Raw genomic sequence first — 23,667 nt, 5'->3', positions numbered from 1 at the left:
TCTCAAGCATCTTTTCAAACAGTTTCAAAGCAGAGTCAAATAACCTTTCATTATGCCAGAGCCAAAAACCTAAAACTTGAACAAAACCTATCATCCCAAAAAGCCTATTTTACACAGAACATCTGGCAAAAGATCTCTGCAAGCTCATCTGACGAAAAAATTTCATAGTCGCCAAAAAATTCAAGCCTGTCTGCAATCACCCACTGTTTTTTCAGCTTATCTTTTATAATAAAAAAGAATCTTGTATCCTGGGGAACACTGCCAAATTTTCGCCTGTATATATCTATCAAAAATTCCCTGAGGCTCTCTGAAAATTGCTCGGGGGATTTTTGATAATCAATCCTAACTTTTCCTTGCCCTGCAAAAACACCACTCAAAAGACTGCCACTTTTTTTGACACCAACCTTTTTAAAGGTAATCTTTTGCAAATAAATCCCATTAAAAGGATTAAATAAATACTCATATATTTTGAATAAATTTTCTGTAAAAAGTTCAATAAAGGGTGTTGCAATGTAAATTCGAAAATCTTTGAACACCCAAACACCATCTTCTACTTCTTTTTTGTTTCTGGTTTTTACCGGGCTTATTGTAAAAAGATCTGATTTAACAATGTTTTTTATTGTATTAAAAATTTCATTATAATAAGAGGATGGCAGAAAAACACCATCCTCTTTTGCGTAAAAATTCAAAACAAAGTAATGTGCCATTTTAACACAACCTCTGCTGCAGTTTTAAAACATCTTTCAGACAATAGTTACCTTTACCCAGCCGGGAATTGTCGAAACTGCGCCGTTTTTGAAGATAACTCTTCTTGTCTTTGGGAAAAGTTCTTTATGAATTTTTGATTTTTCGCCCATTATAATCTTTAACTTCTCAAAGCTATCCTTTTTAAAATACATCCCCACAGTTTTTGACAAATACCCTGTTGAAAATCCAAGCTGTATCAAAAACTGGTTTGGGGCAAGGCTTTTCAAAAGTTTCAGCAGCTTTGTATACTCTGCCACTATCTGCGTCACTTTGTACTTCTGATAAAACTCCAGCTCTTTTATTATATATCTCTCGCTTGCCAGGTTGATTGCTTTTGCCAGAAATTCCACACCTCTGTTTTCTCCAGCAACGCTTAATTTATCTTTCAACCCCGCAACAGGTTGCCTGCCTGTTACAAATCCATCATCAACCTTTATTTTTCCACTTATATGTGTTCCCGGGCTTATACCCTCTGCCAGAATAGAAAGTCCCTGCTGTGGATTGTCAAAGTTTTCTCCTTTGTTAAATGAATTGTACCACTTCACATTGCCATTGCAGATGTTCATCACCTTTATCTCATAAATACACATCCTGTCGTATGGCACAAATTCACTGTCGCTTACCTGAAGGAATTTAAAAGGTGAAAAGTGAGGTTGCTGGAAAATACTATTCTCTGGATAATTGTCAACTTCTTGGGGATTCACTTTATCTTTCTTATCTTGTGTGTTAAACTTTTTATCACCGGCTTTTTCAAGCGCCTCTTCATACTTTTTTATAAAATCATCTTTCAAAGCCTTTGTAATAAATGAACGCATAGCTCCTTTTAAAGAGGAGCCGGGAATGTATGCACGCCCGGCACTTTTTATAAATGCCACAATTTCATTTGCATTTCCTTTTACTCCATCCAGTTTTATTCTGTATCTTGTAACCCTGTTTGCATCAATTGCATATTTCTCTAAAACCTCGTTGAGTCTAAATGTTCTTGGATTTGTCTCAAGTGCACGAACAACTGTGTCAAGTAAACCCTGTTTGGAAATGCTCAGCTCAAACAGTTTGTCAAAATTTACAACTCTTAAATTATCTCCTTCTCTAATAAATTCAAAATTCTGAATCTTATCCTGCCCGCCTATTATTACAGGAGTTAAAACTTCAAGCTGATATGTTCTGGCAGTCAACAAAGCTCACCCCCTCCGGCAGGGGAATCAAAAACGCCAGACCATACCTTAAAACTGGATGCAAATTGTAGTTTGCTGGCGTCACATCAACCACCCTGCCAAAAACTTCGCCTTTTACAACACTGCCTTCAGAAAACATCCGGACAATCTTCTTCTTCGCTCCCCAATCACCCTTTGAGTATATATAACCTGATCTTGTAATTATATCATAGTATTCAAATTTCTCTATTTCGCTGCTATCCTTTGGATTTGCAAGAGACAAAAGCATGTAATGCGAAGCTTGTTTCTTATCTTTATCTGACACTTCCAAAAACTCAGGCTCAAATAATCCCAGGCCGGCTGTTCTCTCGCCACCTATTCCTTCATCTCCCAAAAGCCTTACAGCTGCTTTTATCTCTTTTTCCTGAGCTAAATCCAGAATCTCAAGGTAAAACCACAGCCCTGCATCTTCTTTGAACTGGCAGTGCGAAAAATAGTATATATTTGGAGAACTTGTTATTCTATCCATAGCCACTCTCGGTCTTTCTTTTACGCTCACAAATGAGGATGAAAACATATCCTTTTCATCTGATCTTACCAGAAATTCACCAACCGGCTCATAATCACCTTTAAAAAGATTTTTCAAATCCTCTTCACATACAAACTTCACCTTTTTTATTTTCTTTATATCATCGACGCTCACATATCTGCTCAAATCAAGCCCCATGGGCTTGAATACAAAGTATCTGCTGTTCACATATGGCATGGTTGAGGATACTTTGAATACCGGCTTGCCTTCCAAAAAGCTTTTTACAAGCCCATCAGCTTTCTCTTTGCCAAAAAGCAGAGAATATGCATTAATTATTGCGCTCATAATGGTGTCAGAGTGTGCCATTGTTTGGGTTGTGTTGTATGTTTTTTCTCTGTCACCAAAATGAACCGGTGTTTTGAATTTCAATTTTACTCTAAAAAGCTTTGTTGTGCTCATGTTCAATCATCCTTTAAAACTGTAGATTTTTAAGATCTTTTGCCTGTGCCACAACCTTTGGCTGCGCAGCATTCAAATAGGCTTCTCTGTCCTTATAAAGTATCTTTATATCAACAAACTGAACTTTGCCATTTCCTCTTGTGCCCTGCCCACCAAGGTAATCATCTTCAAGAAGTCTCATTGCCTGAACAAACTTTTTAACAAAAGTATCACCATCGTCTTTGCCATCAACCTCAAGCCTGTTTACAACAAACTCTGCCTCAAACTCTGCACCTGCAGGCACTCTCTCGCTCTGTCTTGGGTGTGCTTGTGAGGTTATTCTGTCTATATTGTTTTCAAACTTGACTTCTGTCCACTCAAGATCAAGGTTTTCTTTCATCTCTTCTGTTATTGAATCTTCGATAAGCTTTGCATCGCGAACAATTAACCTGGTTGGAACAACAGAGTCTGTAAAGTCTGATTCAGAACCATTTTTTAAAGTATGTTTACCGTGGTTTCTGCCAAAAAGCCCGCAAACAATGCAGCTTTTGTCTCCACACATGTGAATATATATACCACCATCTTTTTCTTTTTTAGTCTCAACCAGCAAATTCTCTTTTACCTTACCCTCAGCAAACTCCATAAGCGATCTCATCTTGCCTTTGAGCGAAGAACCTGGGATATATGGCTTTCCTTCTGCATCTTTTACAACAGAATTGTCAATCCCGCCAATCTCAAGGCTATTATTGCCCTCTCCTATGTGAAGACCGGTTACAGCTTTTATTTTGCAACTAATTATATATTTACCTTTCAAAATAACATCCATCTCAAATTCAGCCTCCCGAAATTTATTTATTATTCTTTTTCAGCAAAAAATCTATTATATGCAACAACTGCCTCAAAAAAGTCTTTAAATCTTTCAAGATTTTTTTCATTCTGCTCCGCAACTGGCAGTGCTTTGTTGATTATTTCCTGAAAATCTTTTAAATTTTTAAATCTTCCAGAAATGTATGCCATTTTTGCTCTCAAAATTTTCAATTTGTATTTGTAGTTTTCATCTTCAGAAGACAGCTTTTTAACCTCTGTAAAAATTTTTCGCAGCTGTGTAACTGTAACTTTGGACTCTTTTAAAAGCTGCCCTGTTTTCTCTGCAACCTCAGAAAACACCTTGCCATCTTTATCTTTTTCGGGATTGACGGCAGTCTCAATCTTGTTCAATATCTCACTTTTTAATGTTCTGACATCAACATTTGGCATATCAAAAATTCCCTCCCTTAATTTAAATCCTCAAAAGCAAACTTATTTTCTCAACTCAAGCTCAGCCCATCGGGCTGCTAAGTAGGCATGGTCATAAAGCGTGTTTGTCTTCTGGTTTATTATGGTGAATAAAATTGCGTCCAGCTGATCTTTTAGCTTTTTGTATCTGTCTTTTAGCTTTGCAATGTAATATACAAATCGCCATGATTTGAAAATCTCTTTGTTCTCCTTTGAAGTTCTTCCCAGCTTGTCAACCGTGTATATAGCATTTATTATTGCTTTTGAAACATTTTTGTTCTCAACAAGATCAACAATCTGCTCTTTTATGTCCTTTAAATTTTCAAAGTCTTCCCAGCCAACAAAATGCCCTCCGAATGCAAAGCAATCTTTCTTTTTGCCATTCTTGCGTTCAAATTTCTTGGCTTCATCAAGGTGCTCGCCACATACTGTTGCAACCCTGTAAATTGGATACTTCTTATCAGGGGATATCTCAAACCCCATTGAAACTGTAACATATTCATTTCCACCAACATAGCTTCTGAATGCTTTATAAACCTCATGTGCTAAATATGGCATATCTGTCCATGGTCCAAGCACGCAGAAATCGTCCCCGCCGGCATATATAACTATTGAATTTAAACTCTTGGCTTTTGTCAGCCTGTTGAAAAAGTAGCCAAAAAACAGTGAAAACTCCTGCGACAGTGTCATGACTCTTGAAAGTGAGATTTTGCCTTTTAAACCCTCTTTAAATATTCTCCCGAGATTATCAACATCTCCTCTGACTATTCCCCATGTCTTAATCCCTTTAGATTCATTTACTATATCATCCAAAAGCTTTATATGCTCCTGCCCGTCTTTTTCTTCTTCAATTGGAGCATAGGTTGATATATCAAGCGCTTCGTAAAATTCTGGATCAAAATTGCCTTCCTTATTCATCTCCTCAATCTTTAACATATCAATTATTATTGTATCTGAAATCCTTCCATGCTGCTGAGAAAATTTAATTTCTCTTCCAAATGCATTCAATATGTTGTATATGTTATTGAGATTCTCTTTTGCCGGTTTTATGTCCCATTTCTCAATTACATATAAGCTTTTTATAAGTCTTTCACCAAGTTCAACAAAGCTTTCACAAAAAGAGCAAACCTCTTTTCCTTCTGAATTTATACTAACCTGATTCCCGCAGTGCGGACATTTTTCATTGTAATCGTCATATGGTTCAAAGAACTTCATTTGATTGTTTTTTAGAATATCTTTAAACTTCTTTGTCTTTTTTACCTGAATTTTTCTTGCAACCTCATCAAATTTTTCACCAATCCTGTCATTCATAAAAGTAAAAAGGTCTATGCTGCTGCTTTCAATAAAAACATTAAGTGCGCCTTTGTGTGCTTTGAACATGATGCTGTCAATCAAACTTTGATAATGAGATAGCCTTTCTTCAAAAGATCTGGGTAAAAGAAGGTAAAAATGTCCACCACCATTGTAGATGAGATTGCAAACTGGCATATTTTCTTCTTTTAAGATAAATTTTGCAATTGTGTCAAGCAGAAAAGATATATAAAATGACTTCCCTTTTAGAGCTTTGAGCGCACCATCTATTTTGGTGTCAAAAACAAAATCCTGAATGCCTGAAACATCACCTTTTACAAGGCAGAAAAGCTCACCATCACCTTTTTTAATCGAGCTTTTATTCTTTATTTTTGTGAGCAAAGATTCAAGCTCTCTTGTTATCCTGCCCTGATCGCCGTTAAACCTTGCTTTTAACTCTCTGTCAAGACAAAATGCAATTGCAGCGGTTGATTTGCTATGCGCCCAAAGAGAAATATCAGGCTTACTGTAGTAAAAAGCCGAGGGGATGTTGTATGTATACTGCTGCATAAGATTGTAAACAGCTGTGAGATACTCTTCGACATCAATCAAGCCTTTTTCAAAATCATCCTTTAGCTTTTTCATCTTTTCAGCAAATTCCTGCCAAAGCTTCCCATAATCATTTGAGACATCACTTTTGGGCATATCTTCTGGAAATGTTATTTTATACTTCTTTGTCAGATGCTTGTATGTAATGTTTTGAGCTTCTGCAGCACTTTCATTAGAGCTGAGACTGATATTTGAAAAAATTGAAATCATTTGCTTGACTTTTGGACTTTCTTCTTCAATTTCTTCTCTATCAGTTGCCGATGAAATTCTGTCTGCAACAGCAATTAAAAGCTCTTTATAATTTGATGGTCTGTGATGGTTGCGAATATGTGATGTTACCTGGAAGAATGATGGAACAGTATTTTCAGCAAAAAAAGCACCCCATTCCTGATGCCGCGGTAAATCTGCACCCTCTTCTTTGTACAAAGTCTCGTATTCCTTCTTTATTGTCTCTTTAGCATCTTTGTTTGCTGTTCTCATGTAAAATTTTCCTATATCGTGCAAAATTGAGCCCAAAAAAAGCTGATAGTCAGATTCCCTGTCCGCCTTTGATAAACCGGTGTTGTAAAATACCATCTTGCAAATCACCTTCTCTTGAGGTTTTTAAAGCTAAAGTGGACGTTTGACAATGCTGGATTTGAAAATTAAGAAGTTTTTTAAAATTTGGCTAAAAATATTTGCTCTTTACCTCATTATACCATTAACATATATTAAGAGTAAACACCAATTTTTTCTTTACAAAATTGTGCAGTTTAACAAACAAGATACACTCCCTTGAGAATTCAGTAAATCTTTTTAGCATTTACTATTTATAAATCAGAATGATCAGTTTTTGAAGAGCAAAAATTTTGCGAAGTTGATCACTAACCTGTGAATTTTTGGATTTTTCAAGTCTCCGGGTTGATAATTTAAATTAATTTTCTGCAGGTTCTGACATTTGACTTTAACGGCATGAATATTTTTAAATTGTTAAAGGATAATTAATTCATTTTGACTAAAAGTCATATCCGTCGATGTCCGGTGCAAAAATTTTGGAGCTTTATTTGTATTCGGTTTCATTAAGATTTTGATTGGCTTTTTTTGTGCTACTGGTAAATTGCTGGTCGACGGAAGGTTCTGACTGGCTTTTAATTGTTGATAGTGCTGAGTTTCTGCGAGTTTTTCATAGATGTATCGATAAAAAAACATTGACATGGCTGAATAAAGTTGATATAATAAAATCAAGCTTTTTTACCGGTTTGTAGCCTTCCCTTTGGGGATTGAAACTTCTATCCAATGTTACTTTGATTAGTGCCATCTTCAAGTTTGTAGCCTTCCCTTTGGGGATTGAAACACTGTGTAAGGCTGGATATAGTCACCAAACTGTGAGATGTTTGTAGCCTTCCCTTTGGGGATTGAAACACGTTTCAAAAACCGCACGTTTGAAACTTTTAATCCGTTTGTAGCCTTCCCTTTGGGGATTGAAACCACCATACAGGTGTAAGCCCTTCACAGCGTCCGCAAAGTTTGTAGCCTTCCCTTTGGGGATTGAAACGGCTTTACTTTTGCAGGGTTTATACTCGCTAACCACGTTTGTAGCCTTCCCTTTGGGGATTGAAACTCGATCAGACGAGTAATCCTTCTCTGTAAACATCTTAGTTTGTAGCCTTCCCTTTGGGGATTGAAACTGCGTTAGTCCTTCTGGTTCAATAACAACGACGATTCGTTTGTAGCCTTCCCTTTGGGGATTGAAACCGCCGACCTTTGTCCTCTACCTGTATTAAATCACCTGTGTTTGTAGCCTTCCCTTTGGGGATTGAAACACAAATTTTGTTTTTGCTTGTTGCGGTTGGGCTGATAGTTTGTAGCCTTCCCTTTGGGGATTGAAACTGTTTTCAGCTATATCATAATTAATGATAAGTGAGCGTTTGTAGCCTTCCCTTTGGGGATTGAAACGCAAAACTTTTGAATGTAACTGATGCAACAGTAAATGTTTGTAGCCTTCCCTTTGGGGATTGAAACCTAAATTTCTCAAATAATACAAACAACTCTATACGTTTGTAGCCTTCCCTTTGGGGATTGAAACCACAGATACGCTGTCCAATCTGTATCATTCTGCATTAGTTTGTAGCCTTCCCTTTGGGGATTGAAACGCTGATAAACCTGCTGTCTCAAGGGCCTTTTCAACGCTGGTTTGTAGCCTTCCCTTTGGGGATTGAAACTTTGTAAAATGAATTCTGTATGTTCCTTTTTTTAGTGTTTGTAGCCTTCCCTTTGGGGATTGAAACTTCTGTTATTATTTTAATTAGTCCTTCCTGAACAGCGTTTGTAGCCTTCCCTTTGGGGATTGGAGCGTCACATATGGAATTGGTACGTCGCCAACATTTTGTGTTTGTAGCCTTCCCTTTGGGGATTGGAGCAGCCTGGTGCCACAGCCAAAAGGCTGTGGTTTTGTTTTTTGCAAAAAAGGATCAGAAAAGCTTCCTGCAATTATTCCTATTGTTACATACAATGGGTTTGAAAAAGAATGGAATAAATATTTTTGATATGGGCGGGCAATGTAATAAGACCAAGGCTTACAAAGGAAGACAAAGAAGAGTTTGACAGGCTGGTAGAGAGAGTAAAACAAGGGGGTGCAGGCAAGATGGGTGAGTTTGTGTCAAATGTTTCAAGGCTTCTTGATGAAGTACAAATGAAAAAATTTAACGAAGGGAAAATTGAAGGAAAAGAAGAGGTAGCAAGGAAACTGATAAATAGAGGATTTAGCGATGAAGATATTGCAGAGCTTACAGATTTTGATATAGAAAGAATAAAAAAGCTTAGAAAAGAGTTGATAAATTAAAACATCAAAGCGTCATCAAAAGATTACGTTTTTAAGCAGGCAGGGCTATAGGCTTTGTCTGTTTGTTTTTTTAATTTTGTTTGTAGCCTTTTCTTTAGGGGTTTACAGGATCTGGTTTTTGAAAAAGCAAAATCCCGTCAGAAATAAAAAAAGCACTCTCCATTTTTGAGAGTGCTTTTTATCCATATATTGCCTTTTTCAAAGTTCCTTTCTCGTCGTCTTCTATAATCTCCCACCTGCCACCTTCTCCGCCGTCAATATCTGCCATCTCACAAACGCTTCTTTAGCCAGTCATCTATATCACCCATGGCAAGCCCATCTATGTATCTCACATAAACCTTTTCACCGTCATACCTAACTTCAGTTATGTTCCCCTCAAGCCCGGAGTGGGCAAAGAAGTTTCTCTCGTCAGCCCTGTTTTCAACCGGCTTTGATGGGTCCACAATGCGTCTTAAACGCATCCACTCAGGTATTTCACCAAATTGCTGGATCTTATCAAGGTTGTTTGAGATTTCATTGCCAAGCATTGTATAGTTCATTGGGATTCCAAAGATTGAGTAAATATATGCAAATGTTCTGCCAAGTTCTTCTAAATCAAGCCCTGTATAAGGACAAAACATTGTTATGTTTTGACTTTCAAGCACCTCCACAATTCCCATGTAAAATCCAAGGCTTAAAATTGCATCAAGGTATGCTTTTCTGTCAAGCCCGGGTGATGATTTGAATGTGGCAACAAGCTGACTTTTAGCATGTTCTATCAGGTTTTTGAGCTCCTGCTTTATCTCATCCTGGCTGTGATATGAATGACAGTAAAGATAAAGCGGAGCATTGTTCTTGATTGCTGAAAACAGCAAAACAAACATCTCAATCTTTTCTTTCAAAGCTTTTCGCTTTTGTCGAATACTCTGTTTTTGCAAAACCATGTCACTGCCTTTGCTGTTTTCATTGGGCTCCTGGTATATTCTTCTTAAAAATGAAAAGTTGTGGTCACTTGCTTCTTCCTTTTTTATGGGCGATGAGAAAAATGCTTTATGCTTCTGGGGCTGAATGTGTATCTCAAAAGCATCTGCACTGCTGCCAATTATGGGATCGGAAAATGTAAAATATATCCCGGGCTGTTTTTCTTGATGTAGCCAGTTCATAAGATTTGCAAAAATTGCAAAATACCTTGATGCTTCCATCATTGCTGAGATATAAATATTGTGCCCGCTTGAGATGTCAATGTAAAACTCATCCACATCATGATTTAAATACCTTTCTATCATGTCAAACAATATCTCAAGCACAATGTCATCATAGGTTGCATCAAGCCTGACAGAACCAAGATATGTTCCCATCGAATGTATAACAAGGCTATCATCCCTTTGCTTTTCAAGTTCAATTCTGTTTATTAAATCAAAAGGCTTTTCAAGATATTCCTCCGGGTTTGAAAGAACTTTTTCAAGCTCTGATTTTAAATCTTCATCCAAAATAATATTCAAAAGATTTTTGTTCAGAAGAATACTCACAGGATAAATCACAACACTCTGAACACTGAGGTTTTGAGACTGAAGAAAATCTTTCAAAACAAAGCTTGAAAGCTCTGCCTCTTTTGAAAAATTCACAGATTGGTCTTTGTAACTTTCTATGAAAAACTTCTTTGTGGTCTTCTTCGGGTCATCCAATCTGCCTATCTGATAGATAACTTTCATTTTCCTAAAAAACACCATCCTTGCAAAATATTAAATCTGCCAGCTTTATCAGCTTTTTTGGTTAAAAAGAATATACCTTCTGAACCTCTCATGCTTGAATACTTTTATCAGCTCAACAGAACCATCAGGCTTTGTAACTTCCTGTGCAACCCTTCTGGTTGTTGCATAAATCGGAATAAAGCTATTTTCAAAGCACCAGCTCACCATATACACAGTTGCTCCAAAATCACCCTGCACAAGACAGTAATTTTCTCCATCGCACTTATTATCTTTTAAAAATGTCAGAATTGGCTCAAACATCTCTTTTGTAAGATCAACCTCTGGCGGAATATTGCTCCAGAAATTCTGGAGGTTCTCCGGCAAAGAAATTATCTCATCTACCTTTAGCACATCCCTTGCCTCTTGTTCCTGCTCCTTTGTTAAAGTGTGGTTGAATATCAAAAATAGTCTGCTCAAGCTCTTTCAACTCCTTCATCTATGATTATAATACAAATCATGGAAAATTTAAATACAGAATATTTTCTAACAGGTTCAAAAAACATTGATAGTCTTTATACTAAGCAGATTAATTATACATTTTGTAGAAAAGAATTTTTAAGGTCAAAAACCTTGCGAAGATACAGGACAAAAAATAAAAAAGTCACAGGCGCACAGTTTGCTTATGTGCCCTGTGACTTTAAAAGTTTTTGAGATTTTACAGCTTTTTGTAGCAGAACCACCAGTCAAAGCACTCTATTTCGCCCGCTTTTGCCTTCTCAAGCCTTTCCTGTGCAAGTGCCTGTGTTGATGCCGGTGGCACAATGACTTTATCACCAATCAAGCCATTGTTTGGCCAGTTTTCGGGTGTTGCTACTCCGTTTGCATCGGCTGTCTGCAAAGCTTTCAGTGCTCTTAAAATCTCATCAATGCTTCTGCCAACTTCCTGAGGGTAGTACATAATAAGTCTTACAATCCCCCTGTCATCAACTATAAACACTGCTCTTACAGTGTTTGTGCCTTTTGCGTCATGTATCATGCCAAGAGTCTTTGCAACATTGCCAAGCTCATCGGCAATTACAGGGAAAGGAACCTTCACACCAAGCTTTTCTTCTATCCACTCAATCCATTTTATGTGAGCAAACACCTGGTCAACCGAAAGCCCTATCAGCTCTGCATTGAGCTTTTTAAACTCATCTGCCCTTTTGGAAAATGCAACAAATTCTGTTGTGCACACAGGTGTGAAATCACCCGGGTGAGAAAACAGCACAAACCATTTGCCTGCATAGTCATCAGGAAGAGTTTTTACTCCATGTGTAGTTTTCACTGTCATCTGCGGAAACTTCTCGCCAAGAAGCGGTATTCTGCCTGTATTTTCCATATTCAACTCAACCTCCGAATTTATTTTTTTACATTATATTATTTACCCCTAAAAAATTTTTTTGAAACACAAAATTATAATTATTTTAATTTTGCAATAATTACACTCATGAAAAAAAACAAAAACGGTGGAGTGCCAATTTTTACCTGCTTGCACCTCCACCGCCAGAAGAACCGCCGCCAAAGCCTGTGAAGCTGTCATTGCTGTCAAACATGTCGCTATCACCAAATCCAATTGAAAATTTTATGTTATAATCTTTTGTTTTATCATAAGTATATACTCTTTTTTCCCATTTTCCACTTTTTCTTGTCCAAACAATCTCAACTCCATCATGTCCGCCGAGTCTTCTTTTAACAAAAGCAACAATCCCAAAGAAAAATGTAAAGAAAAATATGAAAAATAATATTATTGAAAAAGGCGAGGAAAGATCAAAAAAATATGCAAATCTTCTTAGCACAAAAATAGCAATAACTATCATTACAGGAATCAAGCAATCAGCAAAAAGCTCCTTTCTAAAGTCTTTCATATCTTTCCCCTCCAATTTTTATTGGGAAAAGTCCACTTTGGGCACCTGATTTGCGCTCTCCTGTGCTCTGAAGTATGGCTTTGGTTCAAAGCCAAACAAGCGTGCAATTACGACAGTTGGGAATACTTTTATTCTGGTGTTGTATGACATAACTGCATCGTTGTAGTCTTTTCGTGCAACAGCTATTCGGTTTTCTGTACCGCTCAGCTCATCCATAAGCATTGTAAAAGTTCTGTCTGCTTTCAAATCTGGATAATTTTCAACTATAACAAGAAGCCTTGACAGTAAGCCTGACAGCTCCTCATCTGCCTTTGCCTTGTCTTCAACAGTTTTTGAGTTTATAAGCTTTGACCTTGCTTCTGCTAACTTTTCTAAAATCTCTTTCTCATGCTTTGCGTATCCTTTCACTGTGTTTACCAGATTGGGAATCAAATCTGCTCTTCTTTGAAGCTGATTTTCAACCTGACTCCACTTGCTGCTCACATTCTCCTCGGCTTTCACAAGGCCGTTGTATAAAGAAAAAAGATACATTAAAAATATCACAATAACAGCACCTGTTATTATCAAAACCTGACTCCTTTTCTTCATTTGATTTCACCTCTTATTTTTTATTTTCTTGCAACAATTTAATATATACCCTGTTTTGATGCAAATTACAACAGCAAAGTTCCAAATATTATAACGGAAAAGCTGGTATTTTGTTTTGAAATGTCTTTGTTAATAAACATTCTTTTTGCTTTGCAAAGATATACTGTTTGACCAAAAGTCATTTCCGTCGATGTCCGGTGCAAAAATTTTGGAGCTTGATTTGTATTCGGTTCCATTAAGTCCTAGCTTGATTTTTTGCACGTTGCTGGTAATTTGCTGGTCGACGGAAGGTTCTGACTGGCTTTTAATTGTTGATAGTGCTGAGTTTCTGCAAGTTTTCCATAGATGTATCGATAAAAAAACATTGACATGGCTGAATAAAGTTGATATAATAAAATCAAGCTTTTTTACCGGTTTGTAGCCTTCCCTTTGGGGATTGAAACGCAATATTTTTAATATTTTTCAAAGTGGGTGCATATGGTTTGTAGCCTTCCCTTTGGGGATTGAAACAAGTCTTGTGTGAAAATGTCTGACAAACTCCCAACTGGTTTGTAGCCTTCCCTTTGGGGATTGAAACATTTGACGGGTCTAGCTGTGACAAAGCATATGCACCAGGTTTGTAGCCTTCCCTTTGGGGATTGAAACACGTGAACTCCGGGTAAACCTACTATGTCTTCTCCGTTTGTAGCCTTCCCTTTGGGGATTGAAACTCCTCTGCTATCACATCAAAGCTTGTCCAGATCTCTGTTTGTAGCCTTCCCTTTGGGGATTGAAACCCTAACAATTCTGCAATGCCAAAATAACTGCTTTCTGTTTGTAGCCTTCCCTTTGGGGATTGAAACCGAAATAGTGAGATGTTAAAGTGCTTTTAGCGTGTCGGTTTGTAGCCTTCCCTTTGGGGATTGAAACGCTTGCAATTCGTAGTGGTGCTTACAAAACTATTCACGGTTTGTAGCCTTCCCTTTGGGGATTGAAACCTGCGTTGCTTTATCGTTTCCGCCGGCATAAAACATGTTTGTAGCCTTCCCTTTGGGGATTGAAACAAAAGCGTTTTGAAGACATCTTAGGCACAAAGGCAAAGTTTGTAGCCTTCCCTTTGGGGATTGAAACGTTTATTGTTCTTCCACAAATTTTGCATTTTTTATTGTTTGTAGCCTTCCCTTTGGGGATTGAAACTTTTCTTTTTCATTTCTCCACCTCCAAACTGTATCATAGTTTGTAGCCTTCCCTTTGGGGATTGAAACAAATATACAACTTTTTTAGGTAATTCCGATTTTTTATTGTTTGTAGCCTTCCCTTTGGGGATTGAAACTTCTGAAATTCAGGCACGCAAATATACTTCAACTTATAGTTTGTAGCCTTCCCTTTGGGGATTGAAACGGGGCTTGAGCAGCAAGTTTAAATGTTCTGTAAGCGTTTGTAGCCTTCCCTTTGGGGATTGAAACGCCCCATCCAGTCTCGGGGCAAACGTAGCCATCCAGTTTATAGCCTTACATAAAATTGAATTGGAAAAGAATGGAATAAATATTTTTGATATGGGCGGGCAATGTAATAAAGCCAAGGCTTACAAAGGAAGACAAAGAAGAGTTTGACAGGCTGATAGAGAAAGTAAAACAAGCAGGTACAGGCAAGATGGGTAAGTATATGTCAAACATCTCAAGGCTTCTTGATGAAGTGCAAATGAAAAAATTCAATGAGGGAAAATTAGAAGGAAAATAATGCACAATATTCGTGAGAAGCATCCTGTTATCTTTTATTGAACAATCTCTTTTTTCATTTTCTTCAGCTCTTCCAACTTGTTTTCCATTTCTTTAGCAGTTTCTTCAAAATATCTAATTAATTCTGTTGCAGTCATATTTTTTGTTTCTTCATAAATCTCTTCCTGTATTTTGTGTATTTCTCTCATCGTATTTGTTTCAACCATCTTCATCACTCCTCCTCCAAAATCATAAGAGGCGACACTAATTGAATTTCTCTATAACCCATTAATCTGTTAATTGCGTTTACGCCCTCTATAGTTTTATATCTAACTATATGCTTGAAATTCCAGGACACTAAAATATTATATTCGTTAACACTGGCTGCTGCTATATGAAGTGCGTCGTCGAAAAACTTCGAATGAATATCTCGTATTTACCCTCTTTTAGTTCTTCTCAAAGCTTTTTGTTATATGCATATATTCAGGATTATCCTGCTGATCTAAATGGCTAATAACAGATGTGTCAAGATAAATCTTCAATCTTTTCAATTCTGTGCAAATCTCCTCTCCATGTTCAGCTTGAATTTTACAATTTTATTATACCACACATAAAACCAAAATCCCAGTTTTTAAGGTTTTGTAGTTTTAATTTATATTGTGGATCAACAACAACTTAAAGCTTCCCCCGAAAACTTCGCAGAAAATTTGAAATTTAATTTTTTTTCCATAGCCTTAAAATAAAACTTAGAACAAACACTGAAAGCAAAAGCTTAGCAGGGGTGAAAATATAAAATGGATTATCTTCAGAAAATTGCAAAAAAGATTTACGACGATATAGTTCGTGAATATGAGTTATATAATCAGTTTAAAGCTTATATAAAGCAAAAAACTTCAGCTCCAACAGAGCCTGAAGAAATTCTTTATCTGTATTGCATGTCTAATTTTAATGAAAGAAGTGAACTCGCAAACAAAGATAGTTCAACCAATAACAAAAATCCACAAACTGATCTTATTGATTCTGGTGATTATCATGATGAGTTTATAGATGAAACAGAATCAGAGGATTGGGTAGAAGATTTTTATTATGACGAATATGACATGTCAAGTGAAATGGATGACATTGTAAATGACTCGGATTTTTGGGATGCATTTGACTATGAATGGAATGATTAAAACAAATATTTTTGATAAAAAGAGAAATTTTTGGGTATTGAAACTTTGACAGAACAGACAGGACAAAACCTCCATCCACAAGGTTTGTAGCCTTCCATTTGGGGATTGAAAAGCATAAAAAAAGAGAGGACTCAGCCTCTCATAAAAAAGAACAGTGTTTTTTAGTTTTAGTTTTTCTAAAAGTTTGCTTCTTATCTTTTTAAAGTGTTTATTTTTCAAATCTTGCCATTAAAGCATTTTTTGCTGTCTTAGCAAGATTTTTAAATAATATGTAACATTTCCTGTAAAAAACAGGCGGCACAGTTTTTGCCGCCTGTTTTACTTAATCTTCAAAGTCATCAAACAAATCTTTTATATCAATGTCTTCAAAGTTCTGTTTGAAATCCTCATCAGGCAAAGAATCCTCTTCAGATAGGTAGTCGATATTATAATAGTCACCCAAAAAATCTGAAACTGCAAGGTTTAAATCAAGCTCTCCAAACTCCTTTGCCACCGAAAATGGGTCAAGCTTTTCAAAAACCTCTTTGATGTCCTCAAGCTTGTTAAGATGCCTTATAAATATCTCAAGCCCAACCTTGTCTTTTGCAAGCACAACCGTCTGCCCCGGCTTTACCGGCAGGCGTTTGCCCGGTTTTGCTAAGTAAAGTTTTAAAATAAACTCTATCGCAAAATTATCTGCATGTGACATATACCTCTTTTTGCACTTGCTGCATTTCACATATGCTATGTCGGCAAAATTTATAAGCCCTATTTTGGCAAGGTATCCTTCATCCTGCCACTCAAGCACAAGTTCATTGCTACCACAGCTATAGCAGATACCCGGAGTTATTGTGTCCTTCACAAGATTGTAAAAGAAAATATAATCGTTGTTAAAGCCATCCGGGAAATAAGTTGATAGCTTCTTTTCCCAGCAGTTTGCTGCATTGCACATGCTGTCTTTATTCTTTTTTCCGTTCGGGCACATGCCAAAATAGCCCGGGCAGAATTTAAAATATAAAAAATCCCTCGGACTTGAAAACCTTATAAAATCATCTTTCATAAGCTCTCTTATGCTGGCACTGTCAGAGAGCTTTCTTTCAATAAAATCAAGAATGCTCTCTTTGTTTGGAAAATTTATGAAGCTGTTATCTTTGTTTTTCTGTTTTCTCATAAAAATACCATCCTCTTTTCTCAATTCTCTTCTCCTATCCACTCAAGCGCCTGTTTTGTGAAGTCAAAATCCTTTTCCAGCATACTTTTGAGCGGAAGATACTGCGAAATTTCCTCTATCAGTTTTTTTACATTCGGGTTATACATCTGCCGCGGAGAAAATCTCACCTCAAGGTTTTTGACAGAAAATGCTGTGCTGTATCTGCTTTTTAAAGATACATTGCACTTTACTGTGCATTCCAAAAAATCTCTCTGGGAAAGATAGGAAAGTACTTTCAAAATCTCTGTTACATCTTTTGCAGAACCTATATATCTTGCCCGAACCTGTTTTATTTCTATTATTACTTCATCAATCATCTCTTTTTTTATGTTCAAATTGATTGATTTCAAAGCTTCCACAAGATTTTCTATAAAAATCTCAACTGCAGGGGATATTTCAGAAAACATACCAATTTCAACATCACCAAAGATGGCTTTGAAAGCTTCTAAAACACTCTGACTGAAAAATGTAATTGTAACCTTTCTAATAACTTTTCAGCTCCTTTGTAATTCTTTTTTCACCTTTATTTAAGCTTCTCATGAATACTAATAAGCTTATGAAAATAAATCAGCTGCTGCTCAAATATAGTCTTTAAAATTTCACCGACTGGCGCCACAACATGCCTTTTTGAAACAGGGTTAAAATAAAGATCATAATAGTCAGGTCCTTTAAAGATTATGTCAAAATCTCTAAAGTTTTTGCCAAATTCTTTTTTCAGCTGATCAAGAGTTTTTGCATATGTTATATTCATTGCAACATTTTCTTCGTTTTCAAAAAGCTTCCTGTACGCTTCACAAATCTCAAGCGCAGAATAATTCGAAACGGGAAAGTTTATATACAAATCGTCAAAGTGCTGATAAAGTGCACATGGCATTATTATTCTATCGCTTTGCTTTTGCACAATTCCATAATACCCTTCTCCAAGCCAGACAATAGGTATCATGTCAAGGGTCAAATCTGCAAATATGTCAAGATTGTTATTGGCTGCCCAGATTTTAAGTGAATTCAGCATTGAGAGCAAATCCTGTGAATATGCTATATATAAAAACTCCGTGTAGAATGCATTTGCTATATCAAAGCTTTTGAGCTCTTTTTCAGAAGGCACGGGTATTTTAAGTTTTTCCAGAAATTCCTGTGTGTATATCCAGCTGTTTGTCTGAACTAAAGTATTCAAAAATCCCGAAAAGGTTAAAATCTTCCCCACTCCCTGCAAGGTTCATATTTAATATTCTTTTGAATTCTATTTTATATTATCTTTTTCAAAAATACAAACCAAAAATGATTTTTCAAATCTGGCTCTTGCAAAAATATACCTTTTTCCATTAAAATTTATATTGTAATGGAGTATATTTTAAATATCATCTTTGCTTTTATCAAAAAAAAAAAGAATCCAAAAGGGGTGGTTGTATGGAAGTTTTAAAAGTTGCTGCTACATCAATGCCTCAGAAGGTTGCAAATGCGCTTGCTGCTATTGTAAAAGAGCAGGGTGAAGCAGAACTTCAGGCGGTTGGTGCATCAGCTGTAAACCAGGCGGTTAAAGCCATTGCAATTGCTCGCGGAAAGGTTGCTCCAAACGGAATTGACCTTTATGTCATTCCTGCATTTGCAGACATTGTAATAGATGGCGAAAAGAAAACAGCCATCAAGTTTATTGTAAAGTCAAGATAAAAAACATTGGAAGGGGCTGTTTGCAAAGATAATATTTGCAAACAGCCTATTTTGCTTTAAATTTGAATCAAAATTTTATCTTACACAGAAATCCACTCTGACGTTTCCTTCTGCGTCAACCATGATACTTTCTACCTTTATTCCCTTTACATTATTAAATATAACCTTTTGCAGATCAGCCTCCACTCTGTCTTTGAAAACCTCAATTCCTTCAAAGTTATATCTTTTGATAGCACCTGATAGAAAACCATAAATCAACACTCTTTTTTGCTTATCAAAATATCCTATTATTCTGCTGCCCTCAGATTTTATTTCAAACTTCAGTTCAATTTCAGGAAAAAGAGAAACCGGCTTAACTTTTAGTATTACCCTGCTGCCCTCTATTTTTGTACTCTTTACTGCATCAGGAATTGTAATGTTTTTTATAACCGCCTCATAAATCTCCTGAATGCTTGTAATTACATGCCCCATCTACTTTCCCTTCTTTTTGTTTTTCTTTTGCATTTAAATCAAAACACATATAATTTTATACCCCATTTCTGCCACTTAAAAATCAATTTTTTTGCGAACCAGAAGGTATATAAAAAAACAAAAAGCTGCAAAAATGCAAAAAAGTAAGATTTTGCAGCCTTTATAATCAAAAAAGTCTTGTAGAGCTTTTAAATTAAAATCCTTCCCTGTAGAATCAGTTTTTCAATCTCATCCTTTGGAACAGGTTTGCTGAACAAATACCCCTGCCCAGAGTCGCAGCCCATTTGCCTTAGCACATCAAGCTCCTCTTTTGTTTCAATTCCTTCTGCAACAACCTTTAAATCAAGCTTGTGCGCCATCAGAATAATCCCCTCTACTATGCTTCTGCTCTCTTTTGAATATGCTATGTCAGATATAAAGCTTCTATCTATTTTAACACCACCAATTGGAAGTCTACGCAGGTAAATCAAAGAAGAATAGCCTGTCCCAAAGTCATCTATCAAAAATTTTATACCCATCTGGCACAAAAAGCTCAGAATTCTTAGTGAAATATCAAAATTTTCAACAGCACCGCTTTCTGTAATCTCAAAGATAACTTTGCCAGGGTCAATTCTGTATTTTTCAAAAAGCCTTAAGACTTTGCTCTCAAAATGTTTTGCCCTAAGCTGACGTGCAGAAAGATTTATCGAAACGCTTATATTACCTGCACCTTTTTGCTCCCAAACTTTTATGTCTTTTAGTGCCTTTTCTATCACAAGCTCACCAATTTTCACAATAAGTCCACTTTCTTCTGCAACGGGTATAAAGTCAAGCGGACTTATCATGCCTTTTTGAGGGGATATCCATCTCAAAAGCGCTTCAACACCTGTGATCTGCAATGTGTCAAGGTCAACAACCGGCTGGTAGTACAAAACAAACTGGTCATCTTCTATAGCTTTTCTCAGGCTCTTTTCTATCTCTATCTTTTTGAGATTCCTTGTCAGCATATATGGCATAAAAATCTGAAAATCATTTTTCCCATTTTCCTTTGCCTGGCTCAGCGCCATGTCCACATTTCTCAAAATCTCTTTTGTACTTGTCCCATCTTCGGGATAGAATGATATACCCATGCTACAGGTTGTGAAAAACTCTCTTTCAGCCTTTTCAAGGTAAATCTCCTGCTCAAAAATTTTCTTAAGATCAGAACACACCATGAATACATCATCTTTTCTTGTCAGATCATCAAGTATTATGGCAAACTCATCGCCGCCCACCCTTGCAAAAAAGCTCTTTTGCGAAAGGGTTTTTAAATATTCATCTATCTTTTTGCAAATTGAGACAAGGTACTCATCGCCCATTTCATGTCCATAAAGGTCATTTATGTCTTTGAAGTTGTCTATGTCAATTAAAATAACAGCACCCATTTTGTCCGCTTTTAAAGCTTCTTCAATAAAATCATCAAGTTTTTGCTCAAAAAGTTTCCTGTTGGCAAGCCCTGTGAGCGAATCATAATATGCAAGCTGCTCCATCCTTTGCTCATAAAGCTTTTTGTTCGTATAGTCTATATTAACACCAATTATCTTTTCGGGCTTTCCATTTGCATCGTAAAAGATCTTAAGACGTGTGTATATCCACCTGAAATTTCCGCTTCTGTCTTTTACTCTTGCTTCATACTCCACATTTTCTTCCTTCAGCTCCAGAGCTTTTTGAATTCTATCAAGCACTTTGCCTCTGTCTTCCGGATGATATAAATTGAGCCAGGAGATGTGATCCTCCTTAAGATTGATGCTTTCAACATCAAATTCATCTTTTTGCCTTCCATAGAAATTGATTTCTCTTGATTTAAAATCAAGTTCCATTATGCTGTCTGATATATTGTCAACTATGAATTTATATCTTTGCTGCTGGGCATTCAAAATCTCTGTTTGTCTGTTCAAAATCTCAAGAGCATTTACAAGCTCCTGATTTGTCTGCTCTATCTCTTCGTAGCTTTCTTCTAAAAGGCTCTGTGTCTTTTTTTGCTGAGTTATGTCAAGCCCTGTTGAGATTATAAGTGGTTCATTCAGGTATGAATGTTCAACCACTGTGTTGTTCCAGAGTATCCAGCGAATATCTCCATTTTTTGTTATTATCTCATTTTCATGACCATTTACAACCTTTTCGGCTGCTATCTTAGAAAACAACTTTTGAATATACTCTCTTTTGTATTCTGGTATGAATATATCAACCCATCTCTTCCCTGTAACCTCCTCTGCTTTATACCCTGTTATCTCTTCTGCAAATTTATTGAAATATATTATCTCACCTTTGAGGTTCAGCGTAAGAACAATCACATTTGCATTGGATGCCAGAAGCTGTGCATACTTTTCAAAAGCTTCTTTGTCTGTTCTAAGGCGTCTGTTTAGCCTTATCATTACAAGCACTGTTAGAGAAGAGGCAAAAAAGACCATAATTAAAACATACAGGATTGAAAGAACAATTTGATTTTTCTGTCTTTCATAGTAATAGGGCGAATAGACAGAAAAGTAATTGTTATAAAGCTGATCAAATGTGCCATTTTTAATAAGAAGTTTCAGCCTGCTATTTACATAACTTACAAGTTCAGGGTGCTTTTTGCTAATGCCAAATGCACTTTTGACTTCAAAAATATCCTTGACTTTCAGCTCCAGTGCATCGGTGTAATTGTTTCTTGTTATGAAGTAATTTGCAACCTCCTGTGTTGTAAAGGCTGCATCTATCTTTCCTGCCAGAAGCGCCTTTAAAACATCTTCCACTGTCGGATATGCAAAATATTTTTTGACACCCAGTTTTTTCGAAAGCAAGCTCTCTGTGTAGTCTGCTTTTAAAACACCTATTTTAAAAGAGGATAAGTTATCAAGAGCTATCTTTCTATTAAATCCTTTTTTAGTATATATTCCCACATGTCTTGTGAAAATAGGATTTGAGAAAAGAATATATTTCTTTCTCTCCTCCAAAATCACAACAGGTCCTGTTATGTCAATCTCACCGCTTAAAAGCCTTCTGTAAACATTTTCCCATGTGTCACTGCTTATTTGCAAAAAGTATCTATCCTGTTCAAAAATCATATTTGCAAGGTCAACAGTAAAGCCGTAAACTCTGCCATCTGCTTCATAAGAAAAAGGGGGATATTTTTTATCAACCTGAAACTTTATTGTTTTTTGAGCGCAAAATGCAACCTGCCATAGCAAAACGGCAAACATTAAAACAAACAGAGCAGGTTTTAATCTCTTTTTCATAAGCATCAACCTTTATGTGACAGAAAGATATGCTTATATTCTATCAAAATTTATACCCTTTTTAAAGCAATTTAAATCATTCCAAATAAAAATTTGTTAACTTTTAAAAAATAAAATAGCTTGTTGAATAAAACATATTGACATAAAAGTAATAAATTTATAAATGGAAAAAACCATCCTCCTTGAGATAAAATTTTAAGAAGAGAATACTAAAAAACCCAAGCAAGGAGGATGGCAATGACTAATTTTATTAAAGCACAAAAACAAAAATTTTTAAAGATATTTATGACAATTGAAAAAGTAATAAAAGATTTAGGATTGAAGATAAAAAACAACAAAAGAGGAAGACCGAAGAAATTTAAGCTGAGCCATATAATAGCTTGTTTTGTTTATAAAGTCAAAAATAGGATAAACAGCTTTAGGGAATTAGAGTACAAGATAAATGAAGATGAAGAATTTAGAAAGGTCATAGGAATAGAAAAGAGCCCCGATCATTCATATTTTTCAAAATGGGCTAAAATGATTGAAGAAGAATATATAGAAGCAATAGCAAGAATTTTAGTAAGAGAAATAGATCCCAAGACAAGAGTTTGTGCTATAGATTCTACACCTTTGAGAAGCTCGAGGGGTGATAGAGAAGCAGGAGTAGGAAGATGTGTTAGTTTAGGTTTTTACAATGGGTATAAATTACATGTGCTAGCAACAGTTGAAGATGAGGTCATACCGATAGTATGGTGGTTGACATGTGCAAATATTCATGATAGTAAAGCGGTAGAACTTTTGTATGAAGCTAAGATATTTGGACCTGATGTAATATTAGCAGATGCAGGTTATGATTGTACAAAGTGGTTTGATGTGGCTGATAGACTTGGAATAAAGTTTGTAGCGGGTATAAATAAGAGAAATACTAAGGATTTTAACAATGTCAAAAATATTCTGAGAGCACAAAACATAGAATTTTTAAGAAGTAAAGAAGGACAAAGAGTATATAAGCAAAGGATAAAAATTGAAAGATTATTTGGGAAGCTGAAAGGAGAATATAATTTAGAACAAGTACGGCTAAGAGGTTTTAGAACATATAAGAGACATGTTGACTGGATAATGGTTACTTATTTGATAGAGCTTTATATTCAAAAAATTGAAAACTGTAAATTTTCTTTTAAATATGCATGGAATAATTTATAGTCCCATATAGTTACATTAATA

The 23,667-nt window shown here is 36.1% G+C and carries 22 protein-coding genes and 2 CRISPR repeat arrays; of the genes, 5 read left to right on the top strand and 17 right to left on the bottom strand.

All coding sequences use genetic code 11. The features are described 5' to 3' along the window. Positions 1-104 precede the first annotated feature (104 nt). Genes OTK00_RS00180 through cas10 form a run of 6 tightly spaced genes read right to left on the bottom strand, consistent with a single transcriptional unit; the run spans position 105 to position 6,618 of the window. Entirely contained in the window at positions 105-707 is a 603-nt protein-coding gene (locus OTK00_RS00180; protein ID WP_045168594.1) for a hypothetical protein, read from the bottom strand. A 36-nt stretch (positions 708-743) separates the two neighbouring features. After that, positions 744-1,922, bottom strand: a complete 1,179-nt coding sequence (csm5, locus tag OTK00_RS00175) for a type III-A CRISPR-associated RAMP protein Csm5 (protein WP_045168595.1) — start codon at positions 1,920-1,922, stop codon at positions 744-746. Beyond that, entirely contained in the window at positions 1,897-2,889 is a 993-nt protein-coding gene (csm4, locus tag OTK00_RS00170; protein WP_045168596.1) for a type III-A CRISPR-associated RAMP protein Csm4, read from the bottom strand. The genes csm5 and csm4 overlap by 26 nt, the downstream gene beginning before the upstream one ends. Before the next feature lie 13 nt (positions 2,890-2,902). Further along, positions 2,903-3,694: a type III-A CRISPR-associated RAMP protein Csm3 gene (gene csm3 / locus OTK00_RS00165; protein ID WP_045168597.1), complete on the bottom strand. Its 792-nt coding sequence runs from the start codon at positions 3,692-3,694 to the stop codon at positions 2,903-2,905. A 29-nt stretch (positions 3,695-3,723) separates the two neighbouring features. Further along, positions 3,724-4,125 (bottom strand): type III-A CRISPR-associated protein Csm2, encoded by a 402-nt coding sequence (gene csm2, locus OTK00_RS00160; RefSeq protein ID WP_045168598.1) that lies wholly within the window; start codon positions 4,123-4,125, stop codon positions 3,724-3,726. A 42-nt stretch (positions 4,126-4,167) separates the two neighbouring features. After that, positions 4,168-6,618 (bottom strand): type III-A CRISPR-associated protein Cas10/Csm1, encoded by a 2,451-nt coding sequence (gene cas10 / locus OTK00_RS00155; RefSeq protein ID WP_045168599.1) that lies wholly within the window; start codon positions 6,616-6,618, stop codon positions 4,168-4,170. Positions 6,619-7,278: 660 nt separating this feature from the next. Beyond that, a CRISPR array of direct repeats spans positions 7,279-8,441; the repeat unit is 30 nt; unit sequence GTTTGTAGCCTTCCCTTTGGGGATTGAAAC. Positions 8,442-8,563: 122 nt separating this feature from the next. On the opposite strand from cas10, the gene OTK00_RS00150 reads away from it, so the two are divergent. Then, a complete protein-coding gene (locus tag OTK00_RS00150; protein ID WP_045168600.1) occupies positions 8,564-8,863 on the top strand; it encodes an RpnC/YadD family protein in 300 nt (99 codons plus the stop codon). Positions 8,864-9,132: 269 nt separating this feature from the next. Here the strand turns inward: OTK00_RS00150 and csx1 are convergent, their stop codons facing one another. From csx1 to OTK00_RS00125, 5 genes are all read right to left on the bottom strand, one after another. Further along, complete coding sequence (csx1, locus tag OTK00_RS00145) at positions 9,133-10,554, bottom strand: CRISPR-associated CARF protein Csx1 (protein ID WP_045168601.1); 1,422 nt, start codon at positions 10,552-10,554, stop codon at positions 9,133-9,135. A gap of 48 nt (positions 10,555-10,602) precedes the next feature. Continuing rightward, positions 10,603-11,010, bottom strand: coding sequence for a CRISPR-associated protein Csx20 (gene csx20 / locus OTK00_RS00140; protein WP_045168602.1), 408 nt, complete (start codon positions 11,008-11,010; stop codon positions 10,603-10,605). Between the two features lie 238 nt (positions 11,011-11,248). Next, on the bottom strand, positions 11,249-11,911 hold the full coding sequence (locus OTK00_RS00135) for a peroxiredoxin (protein ID WP_045168603.1): 663 nt from the start codon (positions 11,909-11,911) through the stop codon (positions 11,249-11,251). 142 nt (positions 11,912-12,053) lie between these two features. Continuing rightward, on the bottom strand, positions 12,054-12,437 hold the full coding sequence (locus tag OTK00_RS00130) for a hypothetical protein (RefSeq protein WP_045168604.1): 384 nt from the start codon (positions 12,435-12,437) through the stop codon (positions 12,054-12,056). An 18-nt stretch (positions 12,438-12,455) separates the two neighbouring features. Then, a complete protein-coding gene (locus tag OTK00_RS00125; protein WP_045168605.1) occupies positions 12,456-13,025 on the bottom strand; it encodes a LemA family protein in 570 nt (189 codons plus the stop codon). Positions 13,026-13,438: 413 nt separating this feature from the next. Next, a CRISPR array of direct repeats spans positions 13,439-14,470; the repeat unit is 30 nt; unit sequence GTTTGTAGCCTTCCCTTTGGGGATTGAAAC. 85 nt (positions 14,471-14,555) lie between these two features. On the opposite strand from OTK00_RS00125, the gene OTK00_RS00120 reads away from it, so the two are divergent. Next, a complete protein-coding gene (locus OTK00_RS00120; protein WP_045168607.1) occupies positions 14,556-14,744 on the top strand; it encodes a hypothetical protein in 189 nt (62 codons plus the stop codon). A gap of 34 nt (positions 14,745-14,778) precedes the next feature. On the opposite strand, the gene OTK00_RS00115 is transcribed toward OTK00_RS00120, so the two are convergent. After that, entirely contained in the window at positions 14,779-14,949 is a 171-nt protein-coding gene (locus OTK00_RS00115; protein WP_198525716.1) for a hypothetical protein, read from the bottom strand. 567 nt (positions 14,950-15,516) lie between these two features. On the opposite strand from OTK00_RS00115, the gene OTK00_RS00110 reads away from it, so the two are divergent. Continuing rightward, complete coding sequence (locus OTK00_RS00110; RefSeq protein WP_045168608.1) at positions 15,517-15,897, top strand: hypothetical protein; 381 nt, start codon at positions 15,517-15,519, stop codon at positions 15,895-15,897. A 322-nt stretch (positions 15,898-16,219) separates the two neighbouring features. Here the strand turns inward: OTK00_RS00110 and OTK00_RS00105 are convergent, their stop codons facing one another. The 3 genes from OTK00_RS00105 to OTK00_RS00095 all read right to left on the bottom strand — a co-directional run bounded on the left by OTK00_RS00105 (position 16,220) and on the right by OTK00_RS00095 (position 18,260). Continuing rightward, positions 16,220-17,089 carry a hypothetical protein gene (locus OTK00_RS00105; protein WP_241765425.1) on the bottom strand — a complete coding sequence of 290 codons (870 nt, stop codon included), beginning with the start codon at positions 17,087-17,089 and terminating at the stop codon, positions 16,220-16,222. Continuing rightward, on the bottom strand, positions 17,068-17,493 hold the full coding sequence (locus tag OTK00_RS00100; protein ID WP_045168609.1) for a hypothetical protein: 426 nt from the start codon (positions 17,491-17,493) through the stop codon (positions 17,068-17,070). Before OTK00_RS00100 ends, OTK00_RS00105 begins: the two co-directional genes overlap by 22 nt. Before the next feature lie 116 nt (positions 17,494-17,609). Next, positions 17,610-18,260: a hypothetical protein gene (locus OTK00_RS00095; protein ID WP_268760796.1), complete on the bottom strand. Its 651-nt coding sequence runs from the start codon at positions 18,258-18,260 to the stop codon at positions 17,610-17,612. Between the two features lie 233 nt (positions 18,261-18,493). Here OTK00_RS00095 and OTK00_RS00090 point away from each other — a divergent pair, with 233 nt between their 5' ends. Then, the gene (locus tag OTK00_RS00090; RefSeq protein WP_013404418.1) at positions 18,494-18,754 is read left to right on the top strand and encodes a stage V sporulation protein S; all 261 of its coding nucleotides are present in this window, start codon (positions 18,494-18,496) and stop codon (positions 18,752-18,754) included. Between the two features lie 75 nt (positions 18,755-18,829). On the opposite strand, the gene OTK00_RS00085 is transcribed toward OTK00_RS00090, so the two are convergent. Together OTK00_RS00085 and OTK00_RS00080 are read right to left on the bottom strand one after the other, a co-directional pair. Then, a complete protein-coding gene (locus OTK00_RS00085; RefSeq protein WP_045168610.1) occupies positions 18,830-19,225 on the bottom strand; it encodes a hypothetical protein in 396 nt (131 codons plus the stop codon). A gap of 188 nt (positions 19,226-19,413) precedes the next feature. After that, positions 19,414-22,461, bottom strand: a complete 3,048-nt coding sequence (locus OTK00_RS00080; protein ID WP_045168611.1) for an EAL domain-containing protein — start codon at positions 22,459-22,461, stop codon at positions 19,414-19,416. Between the two features lie 237 nt (positions 22,462-22,698). On the opposite strand from OTK00_RS00080, the gene OTK00_RS00075 reads away from it, so the two are divergent. Next, a complete protein-coding gene (locus tag OTK00_RS00075; RefSeq protein WP_045168612.1) occupies positions 22,699-23,646 on the top strand; it encodes an ISNCY family transposase in 948 nt (315 codons plus the stop codon). Positions 23,647-23,667: the final 21 nt, after the last annotated feature.

This window comes from Caldicellulosiruptor morganii (assembly GCF_026810225.1).
GTDB lineage: Bacteria > Bacillota > Thermoanaerobacteria > Caldicellulosiruptorales > Caldicellulosiruptoraceae > Caldicellulosiruptor > Caldicellulosiruptor morganii.
Note: the sequence above shows the minus strand (reverse complement) of the source record. Positions and strands in the feature narration are given on the sequence as shown.